Source organism: Mesorhizobium sp. M1342 (genome assembly GCF_040317955.1).
Lineage (GTDB): Bacteria > Pseudomonadota > Alphaproteobacteria > Rhizobiales > Rhizobiaceae > Mesorhizobium.
This window is the reverse complement of sequence record NZ_JAMYLI010000018.1, coordinates 92,251-118,187: the sequence shown is the minus strand read 5'-3', so window position 1 is coordinate 118,187 and position 25,937 is coordinate 92,251. Positions and strand designations below refer to the sequence as shown.

General features: G+C 63.2%; 29 protein-coding genes, 1 tRNA gene and 1 pseudogene. 13 read left to right on the top strand and 18 right to left on the bottom strand.

Annotation, left to right across the window (positions count from 1 at the left end; all coding sequences use genetic code 11):
* Positions 1–2 precede the first annotated feature (2 nt).
* The 4 genes from NKH06_RS19760 to ubiE all read right to left on the bottom strand — a co-directional run bounded on the left by NKH06_RS19760 (position 3) and on the right by ubiE (position 3,165).
* Positions 3–410, bottom strand: a complete 408-nt coding sequence (locus tag NKH06_RS19760) for a type II toxin-antitoxin system VapC family toxin (protein ID WP_127290735.1) — start codon at positions 408–410, stop codon at positions 3–5.
* On the bottom strand, positions 407–667 hold the full coding sequence (locus tag NKH06_RS19755; protein WP_023812567.1) for a FitA-like ribbon-helix-helix domain-containing protein: 261 nt from the start codon (positions 665–667) through the stop codon (positions 407–409). The genes NKH06_RS19760 and NKH06_RS19755 overlap by 4 nt, the downstream gene beginning before the upstream one ends.
* A 76-nt stretch (positions 668–743) precedes the next feature.
* Positions 744–2,318 carry a 2-polyprenylphenol 6-hydroxylase gene (gene ubiB / locus NKH06_RS19750; protein ID WP_352893725.1) on the bottom strand — a complete coding sequence of 525 codons (1,575 nt, stop codon included), beginning with the start codon at positions 2,316–2,318 and terminating at the stop codon, positions 744–746.
* A gap of 70 nt (positions 2,319–2,388) precedes the next feature.
* Complete coding sequence (ubiE, locus tag NKH06_RS19745; RefSeq protein ID WP_127328341.1) at positions 2,389–3,165, bottom strand: bifunctional demethylmenaquinone methyltransferase/2-methoxy-6-polyprenyl-1,4-benzoquinol methylase UbiE; 777 nt, start codon at positions 3,163–3,165, stop codon at positions 2,389–2,391.
* Positions 3,166–3,299: 134 nt separating this feature from the next.
* Between ubiE and NKH06_RS19740 the strand changes: the two genes are divergently transcribed.
* The 3 genes from NKH06_RS19740 to NKH06_RS19730 all read left to right on the top strand — a co-directional run bounded on the left by NKH06_RS19740 (position 3,300) and on the right by NKH06_RS19730 (position 5,835).
* Complete coding sequence (locus tag NKH06_RS19740; protein WP_352751600.1) at positions 3,300–4,274, top strand: adenosine deaminase; 975 nt, start codon at positions 3,300–3,302, stop codon at positions 4,272–4,274.
* Between the two features lie 146 nt (positions 4,275–4,420).
* Positions 4,421–5,050, top strand: coding sequence for a uracil phosphoribosyltransferase (gene upp / locus NKH06_RS19735; protein WP_023812571.1), 630 nt, complete (start codon positions 4,421–4,423; stop codon positions 5,048–5,050).
* Positions 5,051–5,271: 221 nt separating this feature from the next.
* Positions 5,272–5,835 (top strand): TIGR02281 family clan AA aspartic protease, encoded by a 564-nt coding sequence (locus tag NKH06_RS19730; protein WP_352751602.1) that lies wholly within the window; start codon positions 5,272–5,274, stop codon positions 5,833–5,835.
* 83 nt (positions 5,836–5,918) lie between these two features.
* Here NKH06_RS19730 and deoA read toward each other — a convergent pair whose 3' ends face one another.
* Genes deoA through NKH06_RS19700 form a run of 6 tightly spaced genes read right to left on the bottom strand, consistent with a single transcriptional unit; the run spans position 5,919 to position 12,168 of the window.
* Positions 5,919–7,238, bottom strand: a complete 1,320-nt coding sequence (gene deoA, locus NKH06_RS19725; RefSeq protein WP_352751604.1) for a thymidine phosphorylase — start codon at positions 7,236–7,238, stop codon at positions 5,919–5,921.
* Positions 7,238–8,047, bottom strand: coding sequence for a purine-nucleoside phosphorylase (locus NKH06_RS19720; RefSeq protein ID WP_127259901.1), 810 nt, complete (start codon positions 8,045–8,047; stop codon positions 7,238–7,240). The genes deoA and NKH06_RS19720 overlap by 1 nt, the downstream gene beginning before the upstream one ends.
* 30 nt (positions 8,048–8,077) lie before the next feature.
* Positions 8,078–8,470 (bottom strand): cytidine deaminase, encoded by a 393-nt coding sequence (gene cdd / locus NKH06_RS19715; protein WP_023812575.1) that lies wholly within the window; start codon positions 8,468–8,470, stop codon positions 8,078–8,080.
* 56 nt (positions 8,471–8,526) lie between these two features.
* Positions 8,527–9,498 carry an ABC transporter permease gene (locus NKH06_RS19710; RefSeq protein ID WP_224700631.1) on the bottom strand — a complete coding sequence of 324 codons (972 nt, stop codon included), beginning with the start codon at positions 9,496–9,498 and terminating at the stop codon, positions 8,527–8,529.
* A 1-nt stretch (position 9,499) separates the two neighbouring features.
* The gene (locus tag NKH06_RS19705) at positions 9,500–10,639 is read right to left on the bottom strand and encodes an ABC transporter permease (protein ID WP_023812577.1); all 1,140 of its coding nucleotides are present in this window, start codon (positions 10,637–10,639) and stop codon (positions 9,500–9,502) included.
* Complete coding sequence (locus tag NKH06_RS19700; RefSeq protein WP_128303187.1) at positions 10,636–12,168, bottom strand: ABC transporter ATP-binding protein; 1,533 nt, start codon at positions 12,166–12,168, stop codon at positions 10,636–10,638. The genes NKH06_RS19705 and NKH06_RS19700 overlap by 4 nt, the downstream gene beginning before the upstream one ends.
* A 229-nt stretch (positions 12,169–12,397) precedes the next feature.
* Between NKH06_RS19700 and NKH06_RS19695 the strand changes: the two genes are divergently transcribed.
* The gene (locus tag NKH06_RS19695) at positions 12,398–12,604 is read left to right on the top strand and encodes a SlyX family protein (protein ID WP_206517192.1); all 207 of its coding nucleotides are present in this window, start codon (positions 12,398–12,400) and stop codon (positions 12,602–12,604) included.
* 22 nt (positions 12,605–12,626) lie between these two features.
* The gene (locus tag NKH06_RS19690; RefSeq protein ID WP_128303256.1) at positions 12,627–13,034 is read left to right on the top strand and encodes a hypothetical protein; all 408 of its coding nucleotides are present in this window, start codon (positions 12,627–12,629) and stop codon (positions 13,032–13,034) included.
* Here NKH06_RS19690 and NKH06_RS19685 read toward each other — a convergent pair.
* From NKH06_RS19685 to NKH06_RS19665, 5 genes are all read right to left on the bottom strand, one after another.
* Positions 13,029–13,490 carry a GNAT family N-acetyltransferase gene (locus tag NKH06_RS19685; protein ID WP_352893722.1) on the bottom strand — a complete coding sequence of 154 codons (462 nt, stop codon included), beginning with the start codon at positions 13,488–13,490 and terminating at the stop codon, positions 13,029–13,031. The two genes, NKH06_RS19690 and NKH06_RS19685, sit on opposite strands and share 6 nt — an antisense overlap.
* A 116-nt stretch (positions 13,491–13,606) precedes the next feature.
* Positions 13,607–14,596: a BMP family lipoprotein gene (locus NKH06_RS19680; RefSeq protein WP_128303185.1), complete on the bottom strand. Its 990-nt coding sequence runs from the start codon at positions 14,594–14,596 to the stop codon at positions 13,607–13,609.
* 208 nt (positions 14,597–14,804) lie between these two features.
* Positions 14,805–15,470 carry a peptide-methionine (S)-S-oxide reductase MsrA gene (msrA, locus tag NKH06_RS19675; RefSeq protein WP_128303184.1) on the bottom strand — a complete coding sequence of 222 codons (666 nt, stop codon included), beginning with the start codon at positions 15,468–15,470 and terminating at the stop codon, positions 14,805–14,807.
* A 101-nt stretch (positions 15,471–15,571) separates the two neighbouring features.
* Entirely contained in the window at positions 15,572–15,895 is a 324-nt protein-coding gene (locus tag NKH06_RS19670) for a hypothetical protein (protein WP_127290698.1), read from the bottom strand.
* Between the two features lie 307 nt (positions 15,896–16,202).
* Positions 16,203–16,907, bottom strand: coding sequence for a hypothetical protein (locus tag NKH06_RS19665; protein ID WP_352440884.1), 705 nt, complete (start codon positions 16,905–16,907; stop codon positions 16,203–16,205).
* A gap of 359 nt (positions 16,908–17,266) precedes the next feature.
* Here NKH06_RS19665 and NKH06_RS19660 point away from each other — a divergent pair.
* Together NKH06_RS19660 and NKH06_RS19655 are read left to right on the top strand one after the other, a co-directional pair.
* A tRNA-Ser gene (locus NKH06_RS19660) sits at positions 17,267–17,356 on the top strand.
* Entirely contained in the window at positions 17,308–17,754 is a 447-nt protein-coding gene (locus NKH06_RS19655; RefSeq protein WP_128303255.1) for an alcohol dehydrogenase catalytic domain-containing protein, read from the top strand. The genes NKH06_RS19660 and NKH06_RS19655 overlap by 49 nt, the downstream gene beginning before the upstream one ends.
* A gap of 213 nt (positions 17,755–17,967) precedes the next feature.
* On the opposite strand, the gene NKH06_RS19650 is transcribed toward NKH06_RS19655, so the two are convergent.
* Positions 17,968–18,858 (bottom strand): LysR family transcriptional regulator, encoded by an 891-nt coding sequence (locus NKH06_RS19650; RefSeq protein WP_128303181.1) that lies wholly within the window; start codon positions 18,856–18,858, stop codon positions 17,968–17,970.
* Between the two features lie 148 nt (positions 18,859–19,006).
* Here NKH06_RS19650 and NKH06_RS19645 point away from each other — a divergent pair, with 148 nt between their 5' ends.
* The 3 genes and pseudogenes from NKH06_RS19645 to NKH06_RS19635 all read left to right on the top strand — a co-directional run bounded on the left by NKH06_RS19645 (position 19,007) and on the right by NKH06_RS19635 (position 21,299).
* On the top strand, positions 19,007–19,390 hold the full coding sequence (locus tag NKH06_RS19645) for a DUF1330 domain-containing protein (protein ID WP_127290690.1): 384 nt from the start codon (positions 19,007–19,009) through the stop codon (positions 19,388–19,390).
* 105 nt (positions 19,391–19,495) lie between these two features.
* Positions 19,496–20,338 (top strand): SDR family oxidoreductase, encoded by an 843-nt coding sequence (locus tag NKH06_RS19640; RefSeq protein ID WP_128303180.1) that lies wholly within the window; start codon positions 19,496–19,498, stop codon positions 20,336–20,338.
* A 194-nt stretch (positions 20,339–20,532) separates the two neighbouring features.
* Positions 20,533–21,299, top strand: a pseudogene (locus NKH06_RS19635) (IS5 family transposase).
* Here NKH06_RS19635 and NKH06_RS19630 read toward each other — a convergent pair.
* A complete protein-coding gene (locus tag NKH06_RS19630; RefSeq protein ID WP_352440886.1) occupies positions 21,296–22,513 on the bottom strand; it encodes an NAD(P)/FAD-dependent oxidoreductase in 1,218 nt (405 codons plus the stop codon). The pseudogene NKH06_RS19635 and the gene NKH06_RS19630 overlap by 4 nt on opposite strands.
* 15 nt (positions 22,514–22,528) lie before the next feature.
* Positions 22,529–23,293: an HpcH/HpaI aldolase family protein gene (locus tag NKH06_RS19625; protein ID WP_128303178.1), complete on the bottom strand. Its 765-nt coding sequence runs from the start codon at positions 23,291–23,293 to the stop codon at positions 22,529–22,531.
* Between the two features lie 110 nt (positions 23,294–23,403).
* Between NKH06_RS19625 and NKH06_RS19620 the strand changes: the two genes are divergently transcribed.
* Genes NKH06_RS19620 through NKH06_RS19610 form a run of 3 tightly spaced genes read left to right on the top strand, consistent with a single transcriptional unit; the run spans position 23,404 to position 25,909 of the window.
* The gene (locus NKH06_RS19620) at positions 23,404–24,294 is read left to right on the top strand and encodes a 2-hydroxy-3-oxopropionate reductase (RefSeq protein ID WP_023810161.1); all 891 of its coding nucleotides are present in this window, start codon (positions 23,404–23,406) and stop codon (positions 24,292–24,294) included.
* A gap of 3 nt (positions 24,295–24,297) precedes the next feature.
* On the top strand, positions 24,298–25,110 hold the full coding sequence (locus NKH06_RS19615) for a shikimate dehydrogenase family protein (protein ID WP_023810160.1): 813 nt from the start codon (positions 24,298–24,300) through the stop codon (positions 25,108–25,110).
* Positions 25,103–25,909 carry an SDR family NAD(P)-dependent oxidoreductase gene (locus tag NKH06_RS19610; RefSeq protein ID WP_023810159.1) on the top strand — a complete coding sequence of 269 codons (807 nt, stop codon included), beginning with the start codon at positions 25,103–25,105 and terminating at the stop codon, positions 25,907–25,909. Before NKH06_RS19615 ends, NKH06_RS19610 begins: the two co-directional genes overlap by 8 nt.
* The last annotated feature ends 28 nt before the right edge of the window (positions 25,910–25,937 follow it).

Sequence of the window (25,937 nt, the reverse complement as noted above, 5' to 3'; positions counted from 1 at the left end):
TGTCATGCCGGCTTCAGCGCCGGTTCGATATCGGTATGGATGAAATCATTACCCTTGAAAAGCAGCGGCAGGTTTCGCGTCTTGGCCAAGGCGTAAGCGAAACAGTCGCCCATGTTGAGATCAGCACGATGATGAGATCCACGGCCATAGAGAGAGTAGGCAAGCCGTGCGACTTCAAGCTGCGCTAAATCAAAAGGAACTACCGTCAACTCGAGAAGATCGATTAGCAGTTTGAGTTCGTTGACGTTAACGCCATCACTCGACCGGCTCGCGACACAATGCGCCTCCAGCAGCGTCGCTGCGCTTACCAGTGCAACAGATGAGGTACCGAAAACGTCGACGAATGCAGCGGCATCCGGCTCCGCGCCAAGGATTGCGATCAACGCCGAGGTATCGACCGCGACTGTCACAGAAGTCCCTCGTCCCACATATGGTCAGTAATCGCTTTGAGATCAAAAGGGCGTTCCAGCTTCCGCCCGAGCGCCAAGATTTCGTCACGGGAAGCCTTCAGTCGCCACGCCCCATTCTCAAGCCTGGTTTTTGGGATTGCCGCCTCACGCAAGGCATCCCGCACTTCCTGCTCCATCGAAACGCCGCGCGCGGCTGCGCGCTCGCGGAGCACCTGCTTCACGTTGTCGTCAAGGTTGCGGACTGTTATCGTGCTCATGGTCTTGCTCCATGCCGCTTAATATAGGCAACAAGCAGCGTGCATGCAATGACAGCATTGCTGTCATTGCATGCACTCAGATGATCTTCCAGGCGATATAGACGAGCGTCAGCGCAATTACCCAGAGTGCCCAGCGGCCGGAGCGGCTGTAGCGCGCCTCGGCCTTGCCGATGGCGTGGGCGGTGGTTTCGTCGAAGCGCAGGCCGTGCTCCGCCATCAGGTCGATCTCGCGCGATAGTCGGTCGGTGCGCGCCGCAAGCTCGGGCACCTGGCGGGCCAGCGTCAGCAGCGCCTTGGCGCCATCGCGCGCGTCGATCATCATGCCACGTGGGCCAAGGTTGCCTGATATCCAGTCGCCGACCACCGGTTCGGCCGTCTTCCACATGTTGAAGGCCGGGTCGAGCGTACGCGCCACGCCCTCGACCACCACCATGGTCTTCTGCAACAGGATCAATTCGGGCCGCGTCGCCATGTCGAAGAGTTCGGTGACCTCGAACAGCAGCGTCAGAAGCTTGGCCATCGAGATGGTCTCGGCCGGCTGGCCATGGATCGGCTCGCCGATGGCCCGGATCGCCTGCGCGAAGGCTGCGACATTGTGCTGGCGCGGCACATAGCCGGCCTCGAAATGGACCTCGGCGACACGCAGATAGTCGCGCGTGATGAAGCCGTAGAGGATTTCAGCGAGGAAGCGGCGCTCCTTCTTGCCGAGCCTGCCGGCAATGCCGAGATCGACGGCGACGATGGTGCCGTTTGCCTCGACGAACAAATTGCCCGGATGCATGTCGGCATGGAAGAACCCGTCGCGCAGCGTGTGGCGCAGGAACGACTGGATGAGGTTTGCTGCGATCGCCTTCAGATCATGGCCGGCGGCCTCCAGGCCGGCAATGTCGTTCATCTTGACACCGTCGACCCATTCCATGGTCAAGACGTCGCGGCCGGTGCGCTCCCAGTCGACGGACGGCACGCGAAAGCCGGGGTCATCCCTGGTGCTTTCGCCGAGCTCCGAGAGAGCCGCCGCCTCGAGGCGAAGATCCATCTCGATCTTGGTGGTCTGGGCCAGCGTCTGGGTGACCTCGACCGGCCGCAGCCGGCGTGACGAGGGGATGTATTTCTCTTGCAGGCGAGCGGCGAGGAAATAGCTTTCGAGATCCTGGAAGAAACGGCGGCGCACGCCGGGCCGGATCACCTTGACCGCCACCTTGGTGGCAATGCCGTCATGGAGAGCGTCGGCGGCATGGACCTGGGCGATGGAGGCGGCGGCGACCGGGTCGCCGAATTGCGTATAGAGGTCGCCGATCTTGCGCCCAAGCGAAGCCTCGACCGCCGCGATGGCCTCGGCCCTGGGGAAGGTGTGCATCTTGTCCTGCAACGTGGCGAGATCGAGCGCCATGTCGTTGCCGACGACGTCAGGCCGTGTCGCCAGGAATTGGCCGAGCTTGACATAAGATGGACCGAGCCGGACGACCGCCTTGGCCAGCCGGTCGCTGCGCTCATAGGCCAGCGCGCGGCGGCGGGTGAACAGCCGCGCCATCCGCCATCCGAACTTCGGCAGGCCCGACAGCTCCTCACCCGGCAGAGCGGCGACGACACCCTCGCGGACCAGCACCCAGCCGGCCCTTACGAGCCGGAATCCTGCACTGACATTGCTCATGGCAGCGCCGATCCTGCCGGCTCTTTGAACCGGCATAGCACGCGTCGGTTGTGAGAAATGCGGCCCGGCCTCAAAGCTTCCAGCCCGAATGAAGTGCTGCAATACCGCCGGAATAGTTGCGGAAGGAAACGCGGTCGAAGCCGGCGCGGGAAATCATCGTCGCGAAATTCTGCTGATTGGGAAACCTGGCGATCGATTCGACCAGATAGGAATAGGGTTCGCCGTCGCCAGTGACCATCTTGCCGATCTTTGGAATGGCGTTGAACGACCAGGCTTCGTAGGCCTTGTCGAGAAGCGGCATCTCGACCTCGGAAAACTCCAGGCACAGGAAGCGCCCGCCGGGCTTCAGCACGCGAAACGCTTCGCCCAAGGCCACCTCGATGCGCGGTACGTTGCGGATACCGAAAGCGATGGTGTAGGCATCGAATGTGGCATCAGGGAAGGGCAGTTCCTCGGCGTTGGCCTCGACGAAATCGGTGTTGCCGGACAGGCCCTTCTTTTCGGCCCGGTCGCGGCCGACAGCCAGCATCGAGCCATTGATGTCGAGCACGGTGGCATGGGCATTGCCGTGGCTGGCATCGACGATGCGGAAGGCGATGTCGCCGGTGCCGCCGGCAACGTCCAGCACGCGCCAGCCGATCCTTTTGGGAGGATTGAGCCAGGTGACCATGGCGTCCTTCCACAGCCGGTGCAGGCCGGCCGACATCAGATCGTTCATCAGGTCGTAGCGGTTGGCGACCTTGTGGAAAACATCGTTGACCAGGGACTGCTTGTCGCCAGCCCCTACACGCTTGAAACCATAGGAGGTTTCCATGCCGCCCGCGGCCGTGGTTCTCTCAACTGACATTTTTTTGATCCGTCATAAAACCGGCGGGACCATAGCCGATCGATGGTGCGGGCGCTATTGTTTAAGGCGCGGTGTTCAGCCGCGCTTCCAGGTGGCGGGTTTTCGAGACCTGGACGGACCGACGGGATGGTTGAATGCCTTTGAAAGCGGAACTGCACTGCCACATCGAAGGGGCAGCGGCGCCCGAACTCGTCATCCGCCAGGCGCAGAAATACGGCAAGGACACCTCGCCCTATATCCAGAACGGTTCCTTCGTCTGGCACGATTTCACCTCCTTCCTGGCGGCTTATGATTTTTCCGCCGATCTGTTCCGGACCGAGGAGGACTATGCGCGGCTGGCCGACCACTATCTGACCAGTCTCGCTCGCGATGGCGCCATCTATTCCGAGGTGTTCACCTCGCCGGACCACGCGAAAAAGGCCGGCCTGTCGCCCAAGGCCTATACCGATGCGCTCGGCGAAGGCATGGCCCGCGCCAAGGCCAAGACCGGCATCGAGGGCCGCATGATCGTCACCGGCGTGCGCCATGTCGGCGTCGAGTCGATCGAGCAGGCGGCGCGCTTCGCGGCGCGCTGCGGGCATCCGCTGGTCACCGGTTTCGGCGTCGCCGGCGATGAGCGCATCGGCGATATGGAGGACTATGTCAGGGCTTTCGAGATCGCCCGCGAGGCCGGGCTCGGCATCACCATCCATGCCGGCGAATTGACGGGCTGGGAGACCGTCCAGGCGGCGCTCGATCATATCCGTCCGTCCCGCATCGGCCATGGCGTGCGCGCCATCGAGAACCCGGACCTGGTCCGGCGCATCGCCGACGAGGGCGTCGTGCTGGAATGCTGCCCCGGCTCCAACATCGCGCTCAAGGTGTTCGACAGTTTCGCCGATCATCCATTTCCCGCCCTGCAGGCGGCCGGCTGCAAGGTGACGCTCAATTCCGACGATCCGCCCTATTTCTGGACCTCGCTGAAGCGGGAATACGAGATTGCCGCCGAGCATTTCTCGATGAACGAAAAGGCGCTGGCCGCCGTCACCCGCACCGCCATCGAGGCCGCTTTCGTCGACAGAAAGACAAAGACGGCACTTCTTGCCCGGTTGAGCAGCGCGGCACGCTGATTTCCGCCGACAAAGCTGTGGTCGGTGCGGGCCAAGCGGTTCCTTGGCCGGCGCATTGCCGCTAGGGTTCGCCCATGCAGTTTGAAGCGCGGCGCGTCCGAAAGGGCCATGCGCGCATTTTCGGGCGCAGGCATCAGGAGAACACCATGAAGGGCGTCACCGTCGTCGACCACCCGCTTGTCCAGCACAAGCTGACCATCATGCGCAAGAAGGAAACCTCGACGGCCGGCTTTCGCCGGCTGCTGCGCGAAATCTCGCTGCTGCTAGGCTACGAGGTCACCCGCAACCTCGAACTGACGACGACGACCATCGAAACGCCGATGGAAACCATGGAAGCGCCGACGCTTGAGGGCAAGAAGCTGGTCTTCGCCTCGGTGCTGCGCGCCGGCAACGGCTTGCTGGAAGGCCTGCTCGACCTGGTTCCGGCGGCCCGCGTCGCTCATGTCGGTCTCTACCGCGATCACGAAACGCTGGAAGCGGTCGAATATTTCTTCAAGGCGCCGAGCGATCTCGCCGACCGGCTGGTGATCGTCGTCGATCCGATGCTGGCCACCGCCAATTCGGCGATCGCGGCGATCGACAAGCTGAAAGAGCGCGGCGCCACCAACATCCGCTTCCTCTGCCTGCTGGCAGCGCCCGAAGGCATCGAACGCTTCATCAAGGCGCATCCGGACGTTCCCGTCTTCACCGCTTCGATCGACCGCCAGCTCAACGAGAAGGGCTACATCATGCCGGGCCTCGGCGACGCCGGCGACCGCATGTACGGGACCAAGTAAACCAGGCAAATTCACCTGGTACGATTTACCAAATGTTTACGCAAAGGCGCGGTTTTGGCGCGCGTTAAAGCGGCAAACACCATCCGGGCCTAACGATCGGCTGTCACTACGGCGCCGCGCGTCCATTTCGGACGCGCAAAGGACGCTGTAGCATTTTGATTTGCGCGTGAGCCTTTCCGAAATCGATCCCGATTTCCGGGGTCATGCGGCGAGGCCGATCCATGCTGCGCAAACTTCTCATCCTCGCCGTTTTCGCCGGTTCATCGGCATCGATACCGATTGTGTATCAGTCGAATCCGCAACTCGTCGAAAACCTGCTGAGGTCGGCGGTGCCGGGCAAACAAGCGGTCGAAGCCCAACCGGACGTCAATCTGGCATCGGTGCCCAACAAGCCCGCGGCACCGCTGCCGATGGGCCGCAAGGTCGTCGTCGCGGCAGACGAGCGCGGACACTTTTCATCGGCCTTCAAGCTCAACGGACGTCAGGTCGACGGCATGATCGACACCGGCGCCACGCTGGTCGCCATCAACATTTCGACGGCGCGCAGAATCGGCCTGTCGTTGAACGCTTCCGACTTCAACCGCGAGGTCAACACCGCCAACGGCACCATCAAGGCGGCCGTGGCCATGATCGACCGCCTGCAGATCGGCAACATCACGGTCAATGACGTCCAGACCATCGTGCTCGACGACAGGGCGCTGCGCACCAATCTGATCGGCATGAGCTTCCTCAACCGGCTCGACAAATACCAGGTCGAGAACGGCACGCTGCTGCTCGTCCAGTAAGGCTGTTCGTTTCCGCAATTCCCAAGGGAAAGCGCTATGCGCTTTTCCCGGGAAAACCGTTTCACACTTTTCCTGGAATTGCTTTAGCCGCGCGGCAGAATCCGCCGGATGACCGACTTGTCGGCGGGCGGCTTCGAGGCGCCGACCGTATAGGCCGAAAGCACGGTTGCCGCGGCGGCCTCAGCATCGGCCGATGAGCGGGCATGGACCAGCGCCAGCGGCTCGCCGATCCCAACCTCCGCACCGACCGGCAACAGCCTGGTGATGCCGACCGCGGGGTCGATCTTGTCGTCCGGCCGCGTGCGTCCACCTCCCAGGCCGACCACGGCGAGCCCGATATCGCGGGTGGCGATGCCGGTGACGAAGCCGTTTGCGGTTGCCTTGACGGCCAATTCGATCGCCGCCGCCGGCAGATACTTTTCCGGTTTCTCGATGAAATCGGCGGGGCCGCCAAGCGCGGCCACCATGCGTGCGAAAGTGGCGGCGGCGCGGCCGCTGGCGAGCGTTTCGGTGGCGCGCCGCATGCCATCCTGGTTGGACGATACCAGCCCGGCCGACTGCAGCATTTCGGCAGCCAGCGCCAGCGTCACATCCTCGAGCCTCCGGTCGCGAAACCGACCGGTGAGGAAATCAACGGCGTTGCGCACCTCGACGGCGTTGCCGGCGGCCGACGCCAGCGGCTCGTTCATGCCGGTGATCAACGCCGAAGCCTTCAGTCCGGCGCCGTTGGCGATCTCAACCAGGCTGTTGGCGAGTGCGGTGGCGTCGCGCGATTTTTCCATGAAGGCGCCGTTGCCGACCTTGACGTCGAGCACCAGCGATTGCAGCCCGGCCGCCAGCTTCTTCGACAGGATCGAAGCGGTGATCAGCGGCACCGATTCGACCGTGCCGGAGACGTCGCGGATCGCATAGAGCCGTCGATCGGCGGGCGCGAGGTCGGCGGTCTGGCCGATGATGGCACAGCCTGTTTCGAGCACCGCCTTGCGAAACAGCGCGACGTCGGGCTGGCTGATGTAGCCGGGGATGGCATCCATCTTGTCCAGCGTGCCGCCGGTGTGGCCAAGGCCACGGCCCGAGATCATCGGCACATAGGCGCCGCAGGCGGCGACGATCGGCGCCAGCATCAGCGAGACATTGTCGCCGACGCCGCCGGTCGAATGCTTGTCGGTGACCGGGCCGGGCAGGTCCGACCAGTCGAGCACATCGCCGGAATCGCGCATCGCCAGCGTGAGCGCCACGGCCTCGTCGCGGTTCATGCCGTTGAAGAACACCGCCATGGCGAAGGCGCCGGCCTGGCCATCGGTGACGGCGCCCGACGTCACGCCCGCGACGAAGCCGGCGATCTCCTCTTCCGACAGCCTGAGGCCATCGCGCTTGCGGCGGATGATTTCCTGGGGAAGCATCAGATCTCCAGCAGTCCGTCGCGAAACACGCGCTGCAGGATCGTCGCCAGCCGCGCGCCGCCTACCGGTGCCATGTCCTTGGTCTCCTGGTGCGAAAGCTCGGCCCCGGTCATGCCGGCGGCCAAATTGGTGATGACCGAACAGGCGGCGACGCGCAGTCCGAGGAAGCGGGCGAGAATGACCTCCGGTACGGTCGACATGCCGACTGCATTGGCGCCCATGATGCGCGCCATGCGGATCTCGGCCGGCGTTTCGAAGCATGGGCCGGAGAACCACATATAGACGCCCTTGTGCAGGGTGGTGCCGGTCGCATTTGCCGCCCGTTCGATGGCCTGGCGGATGCCGGCATCATAGGCTTCGGTCAGGCCGACGAAACGCCGGTCGCTTGGTTCGCCGATCAGCGGGTTGGTGCCCGAGAAATTGATGTGGTCCGATATCAGCATCACCGAGCCCGGCGGCATGTCCGGATCGACCGAGCCGGCGGCATTGGTGAGGATCAGCTTCGTGATGCCGATGCCGGCAAGCACTTCCAGCACCGGCCGCATCGCCGCGGCAACGCCGTGCTCGTAGTAATGGGCGCGGCCCGAAAGCATCAGCACCGGCACGCCGGCAAACAGCCCTGCCACCACTTCGCCGGCGTGCCCGGTGACACCGCTTCTGGGAAAACCGGGCAGGTCGGCATAGGAGATGCGGATCGGGTCCTCGATCTGGTCGACCAGACCGCCGAGGCCCGAACCGAGCACCAGTGCCGTGGCCGGCGCCAGGCCGTCCAGCCTTTCGACGAGATGATCCAGGGCTTTTTCCGTCATCGCTGCCAGCTGTTCATTTGAGCCCGTTGTTCATTTCAAAATATCGCCGCGGAAGCCGTAAGGCAGCATGTCGCCCATGGTCACGGTCTCGGCCACACCTGCATTGTCGCAGAGATAGAGCTTTGTTTCCGGCCGGCAGAATTCGGCCAGCCGCTGCCGGCAGCCGCCGCAAGGCGAGCATTTCGCCATGCGTTCGGCGATGACGGCGATTTCGACGATCTTGCCGCCGCCGCCCATAATGTAGTGGCCGAGCGCCGTGGTCTCGGCGCACCAGCCTTCCGGATAAGAGGCGACTTCGATGTTGGCGCCGGTAAAGACGCGCCCGTCTTCGGTTCGCAAGGCAGCGCCGACCGGAAACTTCGAATAGGGCGCGTAGGCCCTGGCCATGGCGGCCTTGGCGGCCTCGAACAGATCATGCGACATTCCGGTGTTCTCTCCGATGATCGTGTTCAAAACCCGGCGCAAAGCCGACCTGCCGCTCAACGTTCCTTGACATAAGGCACGCCGCCGGCGCGTGGTGGGATTGCCTTGCCGATGAAGCCGGCGAGCAGGATGACGGTGAGGATGTAGGGCAGCGCCTGCATGAACTGCGCCGGCACCTTGCCGATGATGGGCAGCGGTGATCCCTGCAGGCGGATCGACGCCGCGTCCAGGAAGCCGAACAGAAGGCAGGCGAACATAGCGTTGACCGGCTTCCACTTGGCGAAGATCAGGGCTGCCAGCGCGATATAGCCCTTGCCGGCGGTCATGTCCTTCACGAATCCGCCATTTTGCACCATCGACAGGTAGGCGCCGGCAATGCCGGTGAGGATGCCGGTGCAGATCAGCGCCCTGTAGCGCAGCCAGGCGACCGATATGCCGGCGGTATCGACGGCGGCCGGGTTCTCGCCTACGGCGCGCAGCCTGAGGCCAAAACGGGTGCGAAACAGCACCCACCAGGTGAACGGCACCATCAGGAAGGCAAGATAGACCAGGATCGAGTGGCCTGACAGGAGCTCGGCATAGATCGGTCCGATGATCGGCACGTCGCGGATGGCCTCGGCACCCGGCAAGGTGATGGCCTCGAAGCGCTCGCCTGGTTGCAGCGCCGGCGTGCGCCCGCCCTGCTGGAACCAGGCCTGGCCCAGGATGATGGTCGAGCCGGCGGCGATGAAATTGATCGCCACGCCGGAGACGATCTGGTTGCCGCGATGGGTGATCGAGGCAAAGCCGTGGACCATGGCGAAGGCGACCGAGATCAGGATCGCCATGCCGAGGCCGAGAAAGGCCGAATGGAACACGGAAGCGGCCGCAGCACCGGCGAAGGCGCCGACCAGCATCTTGCCTTCGAGGCCGATGTCGAAGATGCCGGCGCGCTCCGAATAGAGCCCGGCGAGGCAGGCAAGCAGCAGGGGCACCGAGAGGCGGATGGTGGAGTCCAATGTCTGGATGATCGCGTTGAACACATCCATCTCAGGCACCTTTCCCCTTGACCGCTTCCATACCGACCGATCGCGGACTGAACGAGGCGAACAGCGCCTGGATGTAGGGCCGGAACATGTGCTCGAGGGCACCGGCAAACAGGATCACCAAGCCTTGAATGATGACGATCATATCGCGGCTGATTGCCGGCATCTCGAAGGCGAGCTCGGCGCCGCCCTGGTAGAGCATGCCGAACAGGATCGCCGCCAGCACGATGCCGACAGGGTGCAGGCGGCCCATCAGCGCCACGGCGATGCCGACGAAGCCGGCGCCGGAAACGAAGTCGATGGCGACATTGTGCTGATCGCCCATCACCGGATTGAGTGCCATCATGCCGGCCAGCCCGCCCGAGATCATCATGGCGGTGATGATGATGCGGGTTTCGGAAATGCCGGCATAGCGTGCCGCTTTCGGGCTGTGACCGTAGGTGCGCATTTCATAGCCGAGCTTGGTGCGCCAGATCAGCAGCCAGACCAAGAACGCCATGACCAGGGCCAGCAGGAAGGTGACGTTGAGCGGCGCCGAACGGATCTTGGCGCCGAACAGCTCGATGATCCAGTTGAGCTTGGGCAATTCCGCGCCGGCGAGGAAGTTGCGCGTCTGCGGCGCTTGCGAGGCGGCTGGCTTCAACGGGCCGACCAGCAGGTAAACCATGATCGAGGCGGCGATGAAGTTGAACATGATGGTGGTGATGACGATGTGCGAGCCACGCTTGGCCTGCAGATAGGCCGGGATGAGCGCCCACAATGCGCCCACCGCCGCCGCAGCAATGATCGCCAGCGGGAAGGTCAGCCACCATGGCAGTGTGCTGTCGAAGCTCAGGCAGACGATGGCGATGCCGAGGCCGGCGATGTAGGCCTGCCCTTCGGTGCCGATGTTGAACAGGCCGCAATGCGCGGCCACCGCCACCGAAAGCCCGGTGAAGATGAAGGTGGTGGCATAAAAGAGGGTGAAGGCGATGCCGGTGCCTTTGCCGAAGGCGCCTTCGACCAGGATGACGGCTGCGCGCAACGGATTCTCGCCGACCAGAAGCACGACGAAGCCGGCGACGACGAAGGCGACGAACAGATTGATCAGCGGGATCAGGCCATAGTCGGCCCAGGCCGGCAGTTTGGCGTAAGGCGCGCTCATTCGGCGGCCTCCTGGTGCTCGATGCCGGCCATCAGCAGGCCGAGCTCGCCCTCGGTCGCTTCGGGGCCGCGCTCGCCGACGATGCGGCCGGCAAACATCACCAGGATACGGTCGGACAGCGAACGGATCTCGTCAAGCTCGACCGACACCACCAGCACCGCCTTGCCCTGGTCGCGCATGGCGATCAGGCGCTTGTGGATGAATTCGATGGCGCCGACATCGACGCCGCGTGTCGGCTGGCCAACGATCAGAACACCAGGGTCCTGTTCCATCTCCCGCGCCAGCACGATCTTCTGCTGGTTGCCGCCGGAAAAATTGGCGGTCTTCAGCCGGCAGTCGGCCGGGCGGATGTCGTATTTGGCGATCTTGTCCCTGGCATCGTTGCGGATGGCATCGATGTTGAGGAACGGCCCCTTCAAATAACGGGGATCATCGTGATAGCCGAGGATCGAATTCTCGTTCTCCTCGAAGGCCAGCACCAGCCCGACGTGATGGCGGTCCTCCGGCACATGCGCGAGGCCACGGTCGCGCAGTTCGCCGGGGTCGGCGGCGCCGGTCAGGTCGATCGGCTTGCCGTCGAGCATGACCGAGCCGGACACGGCACGCCTGATGCCGGAAATCGCCTCGAGCAGTTCGGATTGTCCGTTGCCGGCAACACCGGCGATGCCGACGATCTCGCCGGCCCTGATATCGAAGGAGATGTCGTCGACCATGGTGACGCCGCGCGTATCCTTCACCGTCAGGTTCTTGACCGCGAGCTTGACGGCGCCGGCCTCGGCCTCGCCCTTCTCGACCCGCAAGAGCACGCGCCGCCCGACCATCAGCTCGGCCAGTTCCTCGACCGTGGTCTTCCTGGTCTCGCGCGTCGCCACCATCGTGCCCTGGCGCATCACCGACACGGTGTCGGTGATGGCCATGATCTCGCGCAATTTGTGGGTGATCAGCACCACCGTCTTGCCCTGGTCTTTCAACTGCCCGAGGATGCGGAACAGATGGTCGGCCTCGGCCGGTGTCAGCACGCCCGTAGGCTCGTCGAGGATCAGGATCTCGGCGCCGCGATAGAGTGCTTTCAGGATCTCCACCCGCTGCTGCAGGCCGACCGGCAGTTCCTCGATGATTGCATCGGGATCGACTTCCAGCCCGTATTCACGCTCCAGCCGCTCCAGTTCGGAGCGCGCCTTGGCGATGCTCTTCTTCAGCAGCGCATCGCTTTCGGCGCCGAGGATGACGTTCTCCAGCACCGTGAAATTGTCGACCAGCATAAAGTGCTGATGCACCATGCCGATGCCGAGCGCGATGGCGTCATTGGGGGTTTTGATCGAGGCCGGCTGGCCGCCAACGCGGATCTCGCCGCTGTCGGCCTGGTAGAAGCCGTAGAGGATCGACATCAGCGTCGACTTGCCAGCTCCGTTCTCGCCGACAATGCCGTGGATCGTGCCGCGACCGATCTCAAGATTGATGTCCCGGTTGGCGCGCACCGCACCAAAACTCTTGTTGATGCCGATCAACTCGATTGCGGCTTGCGCCATGCAGCCTGTCCCACTCTTATTTTTTTATCGCTTGGTCAAAACGCCTAGCATGACGCTCCGCCCGTGCCAATTGCCGGAGCCCGTTCACTCTCGACAAATCCCGGTGCGCTTGTCAATTTGCAACGTGGCCGGGGCCTTCACATTCGCTAGTATGACGGCGCCGGAATTCGCATTACGGCGCAAGACATCGCGGTCAACGACATCGCGATGAGACTGGGGAATTCACATGATCACGCCCGCTGACCGGCTGACGACGCTGGAAATACGCGCCGCCGAGCAGGAGAAGATCATCGAGGAACTGTCCGGCCAGATCGCCGAGCAGTGGAAAGTGATCGAGCGCATGCAGCGCAAGCTCGACGCGCTGACGGATCGCTTCCTGGCGCTGGAGGAGCAGACAGGAGATGAAGTGCCGGTAACCAAGCCGCCGCACTGGTGAGGAAAAAGGGAAGGTGCACGCCGTGGTCAGTGAAAACGATCGCATCGCGCGGGCCGGCGAATATGTGCTCGGTCTTATGAACGACAAAGACCGCGAACGGGCCGAACGTGACCTGGAGGTCGATCCCGCCTTCCGCGACGCGGTCGTGCGACTTGCCGAGCAGATGTATTTCTTCGACCGTTACGGAAAACGCGGCCTGCTGCCTGGCAGGCATTGGGAACTGGTTACCCAACGCCTAGCCGAGTTACCTCAGATGCGCAGCGTCGAGCTCGGCGGCAATGAGGTCAAACCGCGCACGGTGATCCGAAGCCTGTCCCGGCCACCATACGGCATTGGCGTGCACGCGCTTGGCGGCCGGCGCGGAGTTTTCGTTGCCGCCGGGCTGATGGTGGCGTTCGCGCTGGGCTGTGTCGTCGCGAAGCTGCTATAGGCGGGGCCGGCGCGACATCAGCGCCATCTTCTCGCCGTCCGAGCCGCTTATCTCAACGGTATTCCAGCCGAGAGCCGCGTAGAAATCACGCGCATCCCACGTGTAGAGATGGAGTATCTCGACGCCCCGTGACGCCGCATGGGCTTCCGTTGCCTTGACCAGCGCGGTGGCGATGCCTCGGCGTCGATACCTTGCATCGACAACCAACCCGGCCAGCCATGGCGTCAGATCATGTGCGGGCTCCAGTTCGTGGCGGACCAGCAGGCATGTCCCGACCGGGGTGTCGCCGATCCGGGCCACGAATGCCGCCTCGAAGCCGTCACCGGCGATCAAGTCGCGAAGCCCTGCCGCATCTTCACCGAGGGTCCTTCCGGTTCCCGCGAAAAAGGCAGCCAGGCGCAGTTGCGCGACAGCTGCTATGTCGTGCTCGCCCATGGGTTCGATCGTCGGCTGCATCCGTATCCCCAAACGGTGTCCGGCACGGAGCGAAGGTTTCGCTCGAACCCGTATAAGGCAAAACCGCCGGGCTGGCGCCCGGCGGTTTGCAGATCATGGCTGTGTGTTCGTGCCGCTCAATAGGGGCAAGCGTTGTCAGCCGTATAGTCGTGTACTTCGACCTTGCCGGCAATGATGTCGGCCTTGGCTTTTTCGACGGCCGCCTTCATCTCTTCCGTCACCAGCGCCTTGTTGTTGTCGTCCATGGCGTAGTCGACGCCGCCTTCCTTGAGGCCCAGATTCTCGACTCCGCCCTTGAAGGTGCCGTTCTTGCCGTCCATGAAGGCGGTGTAGACGGCGACGTCGACGCGCTTCAGCATCGAGGTCAGCACCTTGCCCGGCTGCAGGCCGTTCTGGTTGGAATCGACGCCGATGCCGAGCTTGCCGGCATCTGCCGCCGCCTGCAGCACGCCGACGCCGGTGCCGCCTGCCGCGGCATAGACCACGTCGGAGCCCTGGTCGATCTGCGTCTTGGCGATCTCGCCGCCCTTGGCCGGATCGTTCCAGGCAGCCGGCGTGTCACCCGTCATGTTCTGGATGACGTCGGTCGCGCCCGCTGACTTGGCGCCGCCGACATAGCCGCATTCGAACTTGCGGATCAGCGGGATATCCATGCCGCCGACGAAGGAGACCTTCTTCGACTTCGAAGCCATGGCCGCCAGGACGCCGACGAGGTAGGAGCCCTCCTGTTCCTTGAACTTCAGCGACCGCACGTTCGGCAGATCGACCTGGTCGTCGATGATGGCGAAGTTCAGGTCGGGATATTCGGCGGCGACCTTGGCCAGCGCGTCCGTCCAGGCAAAGCCGGCCATGACGATCGGGTTGCGGCCGTCCTCGGCGAAGCGGCGCAGCGCCTGCTCACGCTGCGAGGCATTGGAGACCTCGAATTCGACGTAGGCCGTACCGGTTTCCGTCTTGAATTTTTCGGCGCCGTTGTAGGCAGCCTCGTTGAAGGATTTGTCGAACTTGCCGCCGAGATCATAGAGGATGGCCGGCTGGACATCCGCGGCGAAAGCCGGAAGAACCATTGCGGTTGCGGCCAGGAGGCCGAGAACGATACGTTTCATGTGATCCACACCCTGTCGGTTATTTTTTCCGTTACGCGCCGCATGCCGGCCCGGTTCTCCGGCAGGCATACGACGTCAGCCAGGAGTGTACTCCCTCCCGCTCGGCGGCAATCTGGCATGGCCCGAAACAAAATTCACGCGGAATTTTGACCTTTTGGAAAAGCTTGGTGCGGGCAAGCCGCACCGCAGCTTGTCCTTGCGCCAAGTGTCAGGCGGAGGCGGCGGCAGGGATGGCGCAAGCGACGCCAGTGCCTTTGAGGTTGCACGTGCCGTAAGGATTCTTCGCCAGATATTGCTGGTGATCGGATTCTGCGAAGTAGAATTCGGCCGCCGGCGCGATCTCGGTGGTGATCCTGCCGTGGCCGGCACCGCGCAGCGAGGTCTCATACGCATCGCGCGAGGCGCTCGCCGCCGACAATTGCGCCTCGTCGCTCGTGTAGATCGCGGAGCGATAGGCGGTGCCGACATCATTGCCCTGGCGCATGCCCTGCGTGGGGTCGTGGCTTTCCCAGAACAGCTTCAGAAGCCCAGCATAGGAGACGATCTCGGGGTCATGGACCACCAGCACCACTTCGGCATGACCGGTAAGCCCGGTGCAGGTCTCCTGATAGGTCGGATTGGGGGTGAAGCCGCCGGCATAGCCAGCCGCGGTGACCCAGACGCCTTCGATCTGCCAGAACAGCCGCTCCGCACCCCAGAAGCAGCCCAGTCCGAACATCGCCGTCTCCAGCCTCTCGGGATAAGGACCCTTGAGCGATCTTTTCAAGACCTTGTGCCTGGATGCGGTCGGGATCGCCCTGGCGCGGCCCGGCAGGGCCTCGGAGGGCTTCGGCAGATTGAGCTTCTTATTCAGCATGTCGCTGAGAAAGAACATGCGCGGCTCCTCTCCGGGTGAAACATAAGATGCCGCATGACGGCGGCTTTGTTTGAGCATCGGATTTTCCAAAACCGGCAACCGCTTTTGGGTCCGATGCTCTAGGTGGCGGCGAACTGCCCAGCACGCGGTGGCCGCCTGTAGCCTATCGCATAGAGCAGGAAAGCCAGCACCGCGAACACGGCGAAGCCCGGCTGGTTCAGCACCCAGGCGATGGCGCCGTCCCACAGCAGCGGGCTGGCCTTGGTTCGGATGAAGGTTTCGAAGGCGGCCCGCGTGTCGGGGGAGACCGCCAGCCAACTGGTGTTGAGCGGGGTCAGCACCAGAACGGAGGCCGCCACGGTGCGTGTCGCGTCGAGCACCGCCATGATGACGGAAATCGACAGCGCGATCATTGCGGCAAGACGAAAGACGAAGCGAAACATCAGAACCCTCCTCCGGGCTGGTCCCTATCGAGGGGCCTTTCAGAGATAGAATGCGCATGGCTGGATCGCAATCGCCATACGCGAATTTGCAGGTTCCAAACTCAGGTCAACAGAAGGCCGGACGACAGCAGGCCGGGTGGCTTTTCATTGACATATGAGGGCAGCTATGCTAACAATTTCGGCATGGTGCTGACTTGCGCCGACGACCCGCCGCACAGGCGGGTTTTTGCGTTTGGTGCCTTGCAAACCGACGTGCCGGCGAAGTCTTTAAAGACCGGGTGAACCCGGATTCCTTGCTCTGCGCGAATTATACGGCCGGCTTCCTTTTGCCCCGATGGACAAGCCAGACGGCGAAAATGCCGCCGCCAATGGCGCCGATCACGAGGCCGGCCAGGCCGGTGAACACGGCAAAATAGCCGCAGGCGCCCTCGAAACAGCTCATCTCGGTGGCATCAGCGATCACCGAGCCGATGGCGAATCCGCCCACGGCGCCGATGACCGCGCCCAGGACGATGCCGAGCAGCGCGGCGATGACCGAGACGAAGGCCGATGGGCTTTCGGTTTCCGGATTGACATAAACGGCATCGGCTTCGGATCCACGGCGCAGCAGATAGATGCAGAGAACGCCGATGGCGATTTGAGCAGCCATGATGGCAAGCGCCTGGCCCGAAAAGACGAAATCCGAAATCGTCAGTGCACAGGCCTGCCAGGTCACCAGCCAGACGATTGTGGCGACCTGCCAGATGATGAACCGTCGCGGGAAGCGGGCCGAGCGGCCGAAGGCGAGGCCGAGCAGGTAAAGCCCCCACAGGATGGTGACGATATCGATGACGAGCCCGCCATAGATAAGGTAAAACACGCTGTCTGGCAGGCCGGTGGCGCCGACCGCGGGCCAGACGGAGATCAGGCCGTAGACCGACCACGCCATGACGAAGACAAGCCAGCCCACCGGCACGAAGGACAGCCCGCTGTCCGGCCGCCTGACTGGCGTCTGTCCATTGCTCGATGTCATGTCCGCACAATGCCCCCGCAAAGCCTCGGCACCCGACAGGCAACTCCGGGGGAAGTCAAGGGCGGCCGGCCCCGCGGTCCTGCCTGTGCACACCATTGCAGCGGCGGCGCCTGTAAAAACGGGCATGCCGGCCGCCTTGTGAAACACTGTGTGGCCGGCAAAGCGAATAGACTGCCGTTATGGCTTGGCATTCGGCGCCGGATCGACTAGATGAGCCCCGCGCCTGTTGCTTCGGCTCAGGTGCGGGGAAGGGCGTTCGCTGGTTGGCGGCGCCGGCGCGGATTTCCACGCCTCAGCCCCAAGGGAGGTGCATCTCCCCAACCCGCACGGCGAAACCGGCCGACGCGACATGCATGGACGGAGAGGTGGCCGAGTGGTTGAAGGCGCACGCCTGGAAAGTGTGTTTACGGGAGACCGTAACGCGGGTTCGAATCCCGCTCTCTCCGCCAATTTGCACCCCAGCCGGAGTTGCCTGGAGCCGGCGCCCAGGGCACACGGACCAAGGCAATCCTCGTCGAGCGCCACGGAGGACCCGAGGTTCTGCAGCTTGCGGAGATCGGCTTGGCGCCGCCATCGCGTGGCGAGGTCCAGATCCGTCACGCATTCATTGGGGTCAACTTCATCGACGTCTATTGCAGGGACCGGCTATTTCGACCTCCTGCAGCCGCCGGGCGTTCCGGGCATTGAAGCCGCCGGTCTCATCGTAGCGGTCGGCCCGGAGGTTTCAGGCTTTTCAGTCGGCGACCGCATTGCCTATGCATGCCCGCCGGTCGGCGCCTACTGGCGCAGGCTGCCGACGCTCATCGCGATCTCGAGGCCAGGAGGACAACCAGGGCGCTTGTGCTGAAGGTGTGATAGTGTTGCCCCGGTGCTGTCATATTCTGAACAGGGCCGAATACCGGAGAATGGCAGCAAAACGGTCGATCATCTCGCCCTAGGCCGTGAACTCATAAATTGGGGAGACCGGGATCGGTGGGAAACGGACGCCGACTTCCTGTACCGAGCTGCTTGGATAGGCGCCATGGTCGCCAAGGTCTGACGATCCTTATTTCAACCGTACTCAGTCGCGGTAGCGCAGCGTTTCCAGCACGAGTGCGAAAGCCGGCGAGGGTTGGCGCCGGCTTGGATAGTACAGGTGATATCCCGGCCGGAGTGGGCACCAGTCCTCAAGAACACGCACCAGGCGACCCTCTTCAAGGGGGGAGGTCACTAGGTCCTCGGGCAGGTAGGCGAGCCCGAATCCCTCAAGGCTGGCCTGACGGATCATCGCGAGGGTGTTGAACGCTGCGTGTCCTTGAACGCGCACCTTTAACTCCCGCCCCTCCTGGCGAAACTCCCACGGTGCGAGCCCGCCTGTGGGCAGTCGCAGGGGTATGCACGCGTGATCGGCAAGGTCTTCAGGCGTGACCGGACGGGAGCGGCTTACGAAGTATGAAGGCGCTGCCACAACCGCCATGCGGAAGTCTGGTCCGATGCGCGCCGAGATCATGTCCTTGTCCACCTGTTCGCCAAGCCGCACACCCGCGTCGAAGCGATCGGCCGCAATGTCTGCCAAGCCGTAGTCATGGATGATCTCGACCCTGATGTCGGGATAGTCGCGCATGAGCCCGACCATGGCAGGCCAGATGATAGTCTCGCCGGCATGCTCCACGGTGGTGATCCGGACTGTGCCGGCCGGCTTGTCGCGCAGGGCGCTGAGGGCGGCAATTTCGCTTGCGATCTCATCGAACTTGGGAGCGATGCTTCGGAACAGACGATCCCCCGCTTCGGTGAGCGAGACGCTGCGGGTCGTGCGGGTCAGCAGCCTAACGCCGAGGCGCTCTTCCAGCGTCCGGATCGAATAGCTCAGAGCCGACTGCGACACCCCGAGCTTGGCGGCCGCCTTGGTGAAGCTGCGCTCGCGGGCGACGGCGATGAAGGTCAGGAAGTCATCCAGACTGTCGCGACGCATTCATCAACCCCACTTCTAAGCCCATGCAGATTATACCATCTAATTGCATGCCGCTAAAGGAGCTAACTTCCTGACCTCAAGGCCAGACGGTCCGGAGCAACTCTCCGCGCAATGCCTACCGTCCAACTGGCCACCGAAGGAGAACAAAATGAAGAAGGTAATCGTGGGCGCGCTCGCCGCCCTCACCATGATCGTGAGCCCTGCCGCCTTTGCTCAGGAAGCGACGGGCGCCGTCCCCCGCGCCTACATGATCGGCAGCTATGACATCAAGGATAAGGCGGTGTTTCAGCAGTACATCGAAGCCGCCTCGCCGCTCGTCACCAAGTATGGCGGCCGGGTGATCGTCTACAACCCCAATGTCACTGCCATCGAAGGAAGCTCGAGATCGGTGATAGCCATCGCCGAGTTCCCGAGCCTTGCTGACGCCCAGCGCTACTACAACTCGCCGGAATACACGGCGGCCCGGCAGTTTTTCACCAAATCGACCGAAGGATTTCGCATCATCACCGAAGGCGCCGGCCTTCCGCAGTGACGCAGTCCGCTGGCGGATGGATACCGGCATGGGCGGCGTCAGCCCCTGCTGGCCATCGCGTCCGAATTCGAGGCCGAGCTGCGGCCTAGAGAACAGGAGCGCAATATGAGTGTTTGGTTCATTACCGGCGCAGGCCGGGGCCTCGGTCTGGATATCGCCAAGGCCGCATTGGCGGCGGGCCACAAGGTGGTGGCAACCGGCCGCAACACGGAAAAGGTCGCAAGGGCCGTCGGAAAGTCCGAGAACGTCCTTATCGTCAAGCTGGACGTGACGAGCGCGGCCGACGCCGAAGCCGCTGCCCAGGCAACGCTTGACCGGTTTGGCCGCATCGACGTGCTGGTCAACAATGCGGCGAGTTTCTTTGCCGGGTATTTCGAAGAGCTGACCGCCGAACAGATGCAACTGCAGCTCAGCACCAGCCTCGTCGGTCCCATGAACGTGACGCGGGCCTTTCTGCCAGCGATGCGCAAGCAGCGGTCCGGCAGGGTCATTTCGATCTCTTCGACGGCCGGGCTAATGGGCTTCGAGTTCTGCACGGCCTATTCAGCCTCGAAGTTCGGCCTCGACGGCTGGATGGAGGCGCTGCAGACCGAAGTCGTGCCGTTCGGCATCGAGACGATGATCGTGAACCCGGGCTTTTTCCGCACCGAGCTTCTCACGGAAGAGTCGACCAACTATGCCGCGCCTTCCGTCGAGGACTACAACGAACGGCGGACGGCGCAGATCGCTTTCTGGCGTTCTCAAAACGGCAAGCAAGGGGGTGACCCCGCAAAGCTTGCGCACGCACTGATCACGCTCGCGGCTGGGGACGTGCTGCCCCATCGTTTCCTTGCCGGTGCCGATGCCATTGCGACGGCAGAGCAGAAGATTGCCATTCTGCAGCAGCAGATCGATGCCTATCGCGAGCTCTCGAGTTCCCTCGCCATCGACGAGAATGGCCATAACTAAGCGACCCCTGCGGAACATCCGTACTTGCGGTGCTGGTGGCTGAACACCACTGGCACTGCAATTCCGAGGTGAAGACTTCGTGGCTGCGGCAGCCCCAAAACGGCCACCTGTGGATTGATCAAATACGTCCGCTAAGAGGTCGATTGTCGACTGGCGGCTCTCCTATTGCAGCGGAATCTGATTCCAGACTCTGCATGAGCCGATATGACCTGACCGACTCCGAATGGCACGTGATCGAGCCACTTTTGCCCAAAAGGCCACGAGGGGTGCCGCGTGTCGATGATCGGTGCGTGCTAAACGGCATCTTCTGGGTGCTGCGATCCGGTGCGCCTTGGCGGGATCTACCAGAGCGGTATGGTCCACGCACCACCTGTTACAATCGCTTCGTCCGATAGCGGAAAGCAGGCGTGTGGGACCGCCTCATGGACGCTATCACCAAAGTCCATGACGGCAAGGTGCAGATGATCGACACCTCTATTGTTCGCGTCCACCAGCAGGGCGCGACGGCAAAAAAGGGGGATCGAGATCATTGTCTCGGTCGTTCCCGAGGCGGGCTGACAACCAAAATCCATGCTCTTGTCGACGCCAAAGGCATGCCGATCAAATTGATGCTCACGGCAGGTCAGATGAGTGATATTGCCTCGGCAGCGGACCTGATCACGGATCTGCCGGAGGGTGCCATGCTACTCGCCGACAAGGGCTATGATGCCAACGCCTTGCGTAATGCGGTCAGCAAGCGAAAAGCATGGGCCAACATCCCGCCCAAGGCCAACCGCAAGGACCCAATCTGCTTCAGCCCCTTCTTGTATAAGGCCGCAACTTGGTTGAGCGCTTCTTCAACAAAGCCAAGCAGTTCCGCCGCATCGCAACCCGCTACGACAAGTTGGCTGAGAACTATCTTACCGCGCTCAAACTCGTCGCAATCCGCATCTGGCTACGCGGTAATGAGTCTACGTCCTAGATCACCGCTTCCTCGAGGAACGGCTCGTTGCGCTCTATGCGCTCGTAACAGAACGGCGACAGATCGAGCGTCTGGAAAGCCCCGTGAACGATGAGTTCTGAAACTCCCCGGCCCACGGCTGGCGACTGTTGCAGCCCGTGCCCCGAGAAGCCGTTGGCAAACATGAAATTGGTCACCTGCGGGTGGAAGCCGACGATGCCGTTGTGGTCGAGCATGTTGTACTCGTAGTGGCCGGTCCAACTGGTCTGGACCTTGAGGGCATCGAAGGCCGGGACGCGATGCCAGAGCGCCGGCCAGATATATTCGTCGAACTCTTCATACTGCATTTCGAAGTCGTCGTAGCCGGCCGGCCCGTCGCCCTGCGGGGTGTTGCCGGTGAGAAAAAGCTCGCCTTCCGGGCGCACGAATGTACCGGAAAGGTCGATGACGTTAGGCATCCGGCCAGGGATCGGATTGGCGCTGGCGAAGACGAAGCTGTAGCGCTTGTACGGCGCGACCGGGATCGACAGGCCGGCCATGGCTGCCACCTGTTGCGCGCGCGGACCCGCGGCGTTGACCAATGTTCCGCAGGCGATCGTCTGGCCGGTCGCGAGGCGCACTGAGATGACCCGCCCGTTGGCGATGCCAAGCTCCGTCACGGCATTATCGATATACTCGACACCGCTGGCGCGGGCGGCTCGGCGGAAACCGTTCATCAGCCCCATGGAATCGAACCAGCCCTCTTCCCGGGCCCCCCAGGAACCGCCGCCGAGATCATCCACGTTGAGCCAGGGAAAGCGATCCTTCAGCGGGCCCGGCTTGAGGAAGACAGTGTGAGCCCCGAGACTTCGCTGCAGGTCGACGCGCTCGCGGGCCGCTTCGACGCCGTCCGGGGAGCAGCAGTAGAGATAGCCGTGCTCACGAAAGCCGAGATCGGGCGCCGGCTCGTCCTTGTAGAAGGGTGCCATGCGCTCCTGGAAGGTGCGGATGATCTCGATGCCGAACTGGCTGATCTTCACATTGATCGGATTGGAATATTGCTGCCGGATCGCGCTGGTGGACAGCGCTGTCGATGAAAACTCGTAACTGCTATCGCGCTCGACCACGAGGATCGATGCACCGCTGCCCAGCGCCTGGCTCAGCCAGTAGGCCGTGGACGAGCCGACAACCGCTCCGCCGACGATGACGATGTCGTAGGCGTTGCGCGATGGCGCTTTGTAAGGCGGGATCGCCATGGCTCCGACTCCAAGCTACTGGTTGAACAAAGCGATCAGGGCATCCGAGCCCCGCGCAAGAAGGCCAAGGTCCGAACCGACGGCAACCATGGTGAAGCCTTCGGCAAGGTAGCGGTCGGCATCGGCCCTCGCCGGCGCCAGGATGCCGCTTGCCTTGCCTGCCGCCGTTGCGGCCTGACGCACGGACGAGATTGCCTCCTGGACATGTGCCGCGCCGGGATTGCCCATCGCGCCCATATTGGTGGAAAGATCGCCGGGACCGACGAAGAGAACGTCGACGCCGTCGACCGCCGCGATCTCGGCGGCATTCGCCACGCCCAATTCATCCTCAATCTGCACGGCGAGAAGCTGCTGCTCACGCGCCTTGGCGTGGTAGCCGGCGATGCGGCCGAAGGCGTTGGCGCGGTGACCGACCGAGAAGCCGCGAAATCCGCCGGGCGCATAGGTCATTGCCGCGACGATGGCGCGGGCCTGATCGGCGGTCCGTACATTGGGGATCATCAGGCTGCGTGCGCCGATATCCAGCGCCTGCTTGATCAGATTGGGATCGTCGGAGGGCAGCCTGACGACAGCCTCGCTGTCGAAGCCGCCCATCACCTGAAGCTGCGCCATGATGCTGCGCAGATGGTTGGGGCTGTGCTCGCCGTCGATCAGCACCCAATCGGCTCCGGAGCCGGCGACGATCTCCGTGGTGAGCGCCGAAGCCAGCGAGCACCAGATGCCGATGTGAGCCTGGCCAGCCGCTGTGGCAGCTTTCAGCGTGTTGAGGCGTTCTTGCATCTTGCGATCATCTCCAATCATCTGGACTGAAATTTGTATGATGTCCTATATCATATGGCTACAAAACGGTGCAAGATGGGATGTGCGGACTTTCGAATGGGAGCTGGAGAATGAGGATCGGGTTCATCGGGCTTGGCGTCATGGGAGCACCGATGGCGCGCCACCTGGCCGATGCCGGGCATGAGATCGTCACCGTTCTCAATCGCTCCCCTCTACCGCAGGGCCTGACCGCATCGGTCGTCGCGTCCGCCGCCGAAGTGGCACGGCGGTCCGAGATCATCATCACCATGCTGCCCGACACGCCTGACGTCGAACGCGTCCTGTTGGGCGAGGACGGCGTCCTGGAAGGACTGTCAGCCGGCAAGCTGGTCGTCGACATGAGCTCGATCAGCCCCATCGCCACGGCGGCCTTCGCGGCGAAACTGCGAGAGAAGGGAGCCGGCTACCTCGACGCCCCGGTCTCGGGCGGCGAGGTCGGCGCCAAGGCGGCAAGCCTCACCATCATGGTCGGCGGCCCGGCCGCCGAGTTCGAGCGGGCGCTGCCGATCTTTGAGACACTCGGCAAGAACGTCACTTCGATCGGCGAGCAGAATGGCGCCGGGCAGACCTGCAAGATCGCCAACCAGATCATCGTCGCGCTCAACATCGAGGCCGTGGCCGAAGCGCTTGTCTTCGCCAGCAAGGCCGGGTGCGACCCGACGAAGGTGCGCGGCGCCCTGATGGGTGGCTTCGCCGCTTCACGCGTCCTGGAAGTGCATGGCCAGCGCATGATCGACCGGACCTTCGCCCCAGGCTTCCGCATCAAGCTCCACCAGAAGGATCTCAACCTGGCGCTTGACAGTGCCCGCGTCCTTGGCGTGGCGCTGCCGAACACCGCCATGGCGCAGCAACTGATGAATGCCTGTTCAGGCCATCCAGGTGGCGCCGAGGCCGATCACTCGTCTCTCGTCCGGGCGCTGGAGATCCTGAGCGGCCACGAACTGTCAAAAGAAAAGGAGTAACCGATGCGCGGAACCGGCAAGGCCGAGATCTTCGTGATGCTGGCCCATCCCGTGGCCCATGCCAAGAGCCCCGGCATATTCAACGAGATCTTCGAGCAGAAGGGCCTCGACAGCCTCATGGTGCCCTTGAGCTGCCGCCCGGAGGATTTCGAGACCTTCTGGGCCGGCATCACGGCAGCCGAGAATATCAGGGGCGTGATCATTTCGGTGCCGTACAAGGTTGCCGTCTACCACAAATGCTCCGCCGCGCATGACCGCGCCGCGCGGGTGGAAAGCGCCAACTCGGTGCGACGGCTGCCGGATGGCAGCTGGTATGCCGACAATTTCGACGGCGTCGGCTTCATCGATGCGCTAAAGGCAAACGGACATCAGATCGCCGGCCGCCGCATTCTTCAAGTCGGTGCCGGCGGCGCCGGTGCCTCGCTCGCCTATTGTCTCGCGGAAGCCGGCGCCGACGAAATCCGCCTTACCGACATCGATACGGCGCGTGCCGAGAAACTGGCGGCGCTGGTTGGCCGCGCGTTCCCGAAATGCCGCATCCAGGTCGGAGGGGCCGAGCCTTCCGGCATGCATATGGCGATCAACGCCACACCTGTCGGCATGCATGCCGGCGATCCGCTGCCGCTTGACGTCAGCCGGCTGACCCCGGATATGACGGTCGTGGACATCATCATGGAGCCTGCGGAAACCGCTCTGCTGCGGGCGGCCAAGGGGGTCGGCTGCCGCGTTCAACCGGGACGCCCGATGATGGATTTCCAGGTCCGGGCGATGTCCGAATTCTTCGACATCGAAGGCAAGGACCGTGGCCATGGCTGAGACACCGACTGCCGTCGTCATCGGCGGCACGTCCGGCATCGGACGCGCTATCACGCAGCGCTTCGCCGAAGACGGTTATCATGTGGTCGTCTCCGGCCGGGATGCGACGAGGGGCAATGAGGCGGCCGGCTCCTGCCAGGCGGCAGGCGCGCCGCGTGCGCTGTTTGTCCAGACAGATGTCGCAGATAGCGGCTCAGTCGAGGCTCTGGCACGGATTGTCAGCGACGGGTTCGGCACGCCTCACGTCGTCGTCAACTGCGCCGGCATCTTGCAGAGCGGCAAGTACGTCCTTGATCAGGATCTGGACGAGGACGAGAAGATGTGGCGGGTGAATTATCGCGGCACGCTGTTGGGGTGCCAGGTGTTTGGCCGGCTGATGTCGGCCGCCCGGCGAGGCGCGATCCTGAATGTCGGCTCGCTCGCCTCTTTCGCGCCGCTGTCGCTGCCGGCCTACACGCCGGGAAAGCATGCGGTCCTGGCCCTGACCCAGATCCTCGCCGCCGAACTCGGCCCGCATGGCGTTCGCGTCAATGCGGTCGCGCCCGGCTATACACTTTCCGATGGTTTGAAGACCAAGATCGCCAAGGGTGAACGCAACCCCGAAGCCATACAGGCCACCACGGCACTGCGACGCTTCGTCGAGCCGCGCGATGTCGCCGAGGCGGCATTGTTCCTCTGCTCGGAGCGCGCCGCTTCGATTACCGGCGTCACCTTGCCGGTCGACGCCGGCTGGCTGGTTCAGGCGCCTTACGCACAATATCTGCAGGGAAATCCCATCCGGCAAACGCCGGCTATCTGACAAGGATAATCCAGTGAGCAATATCCGG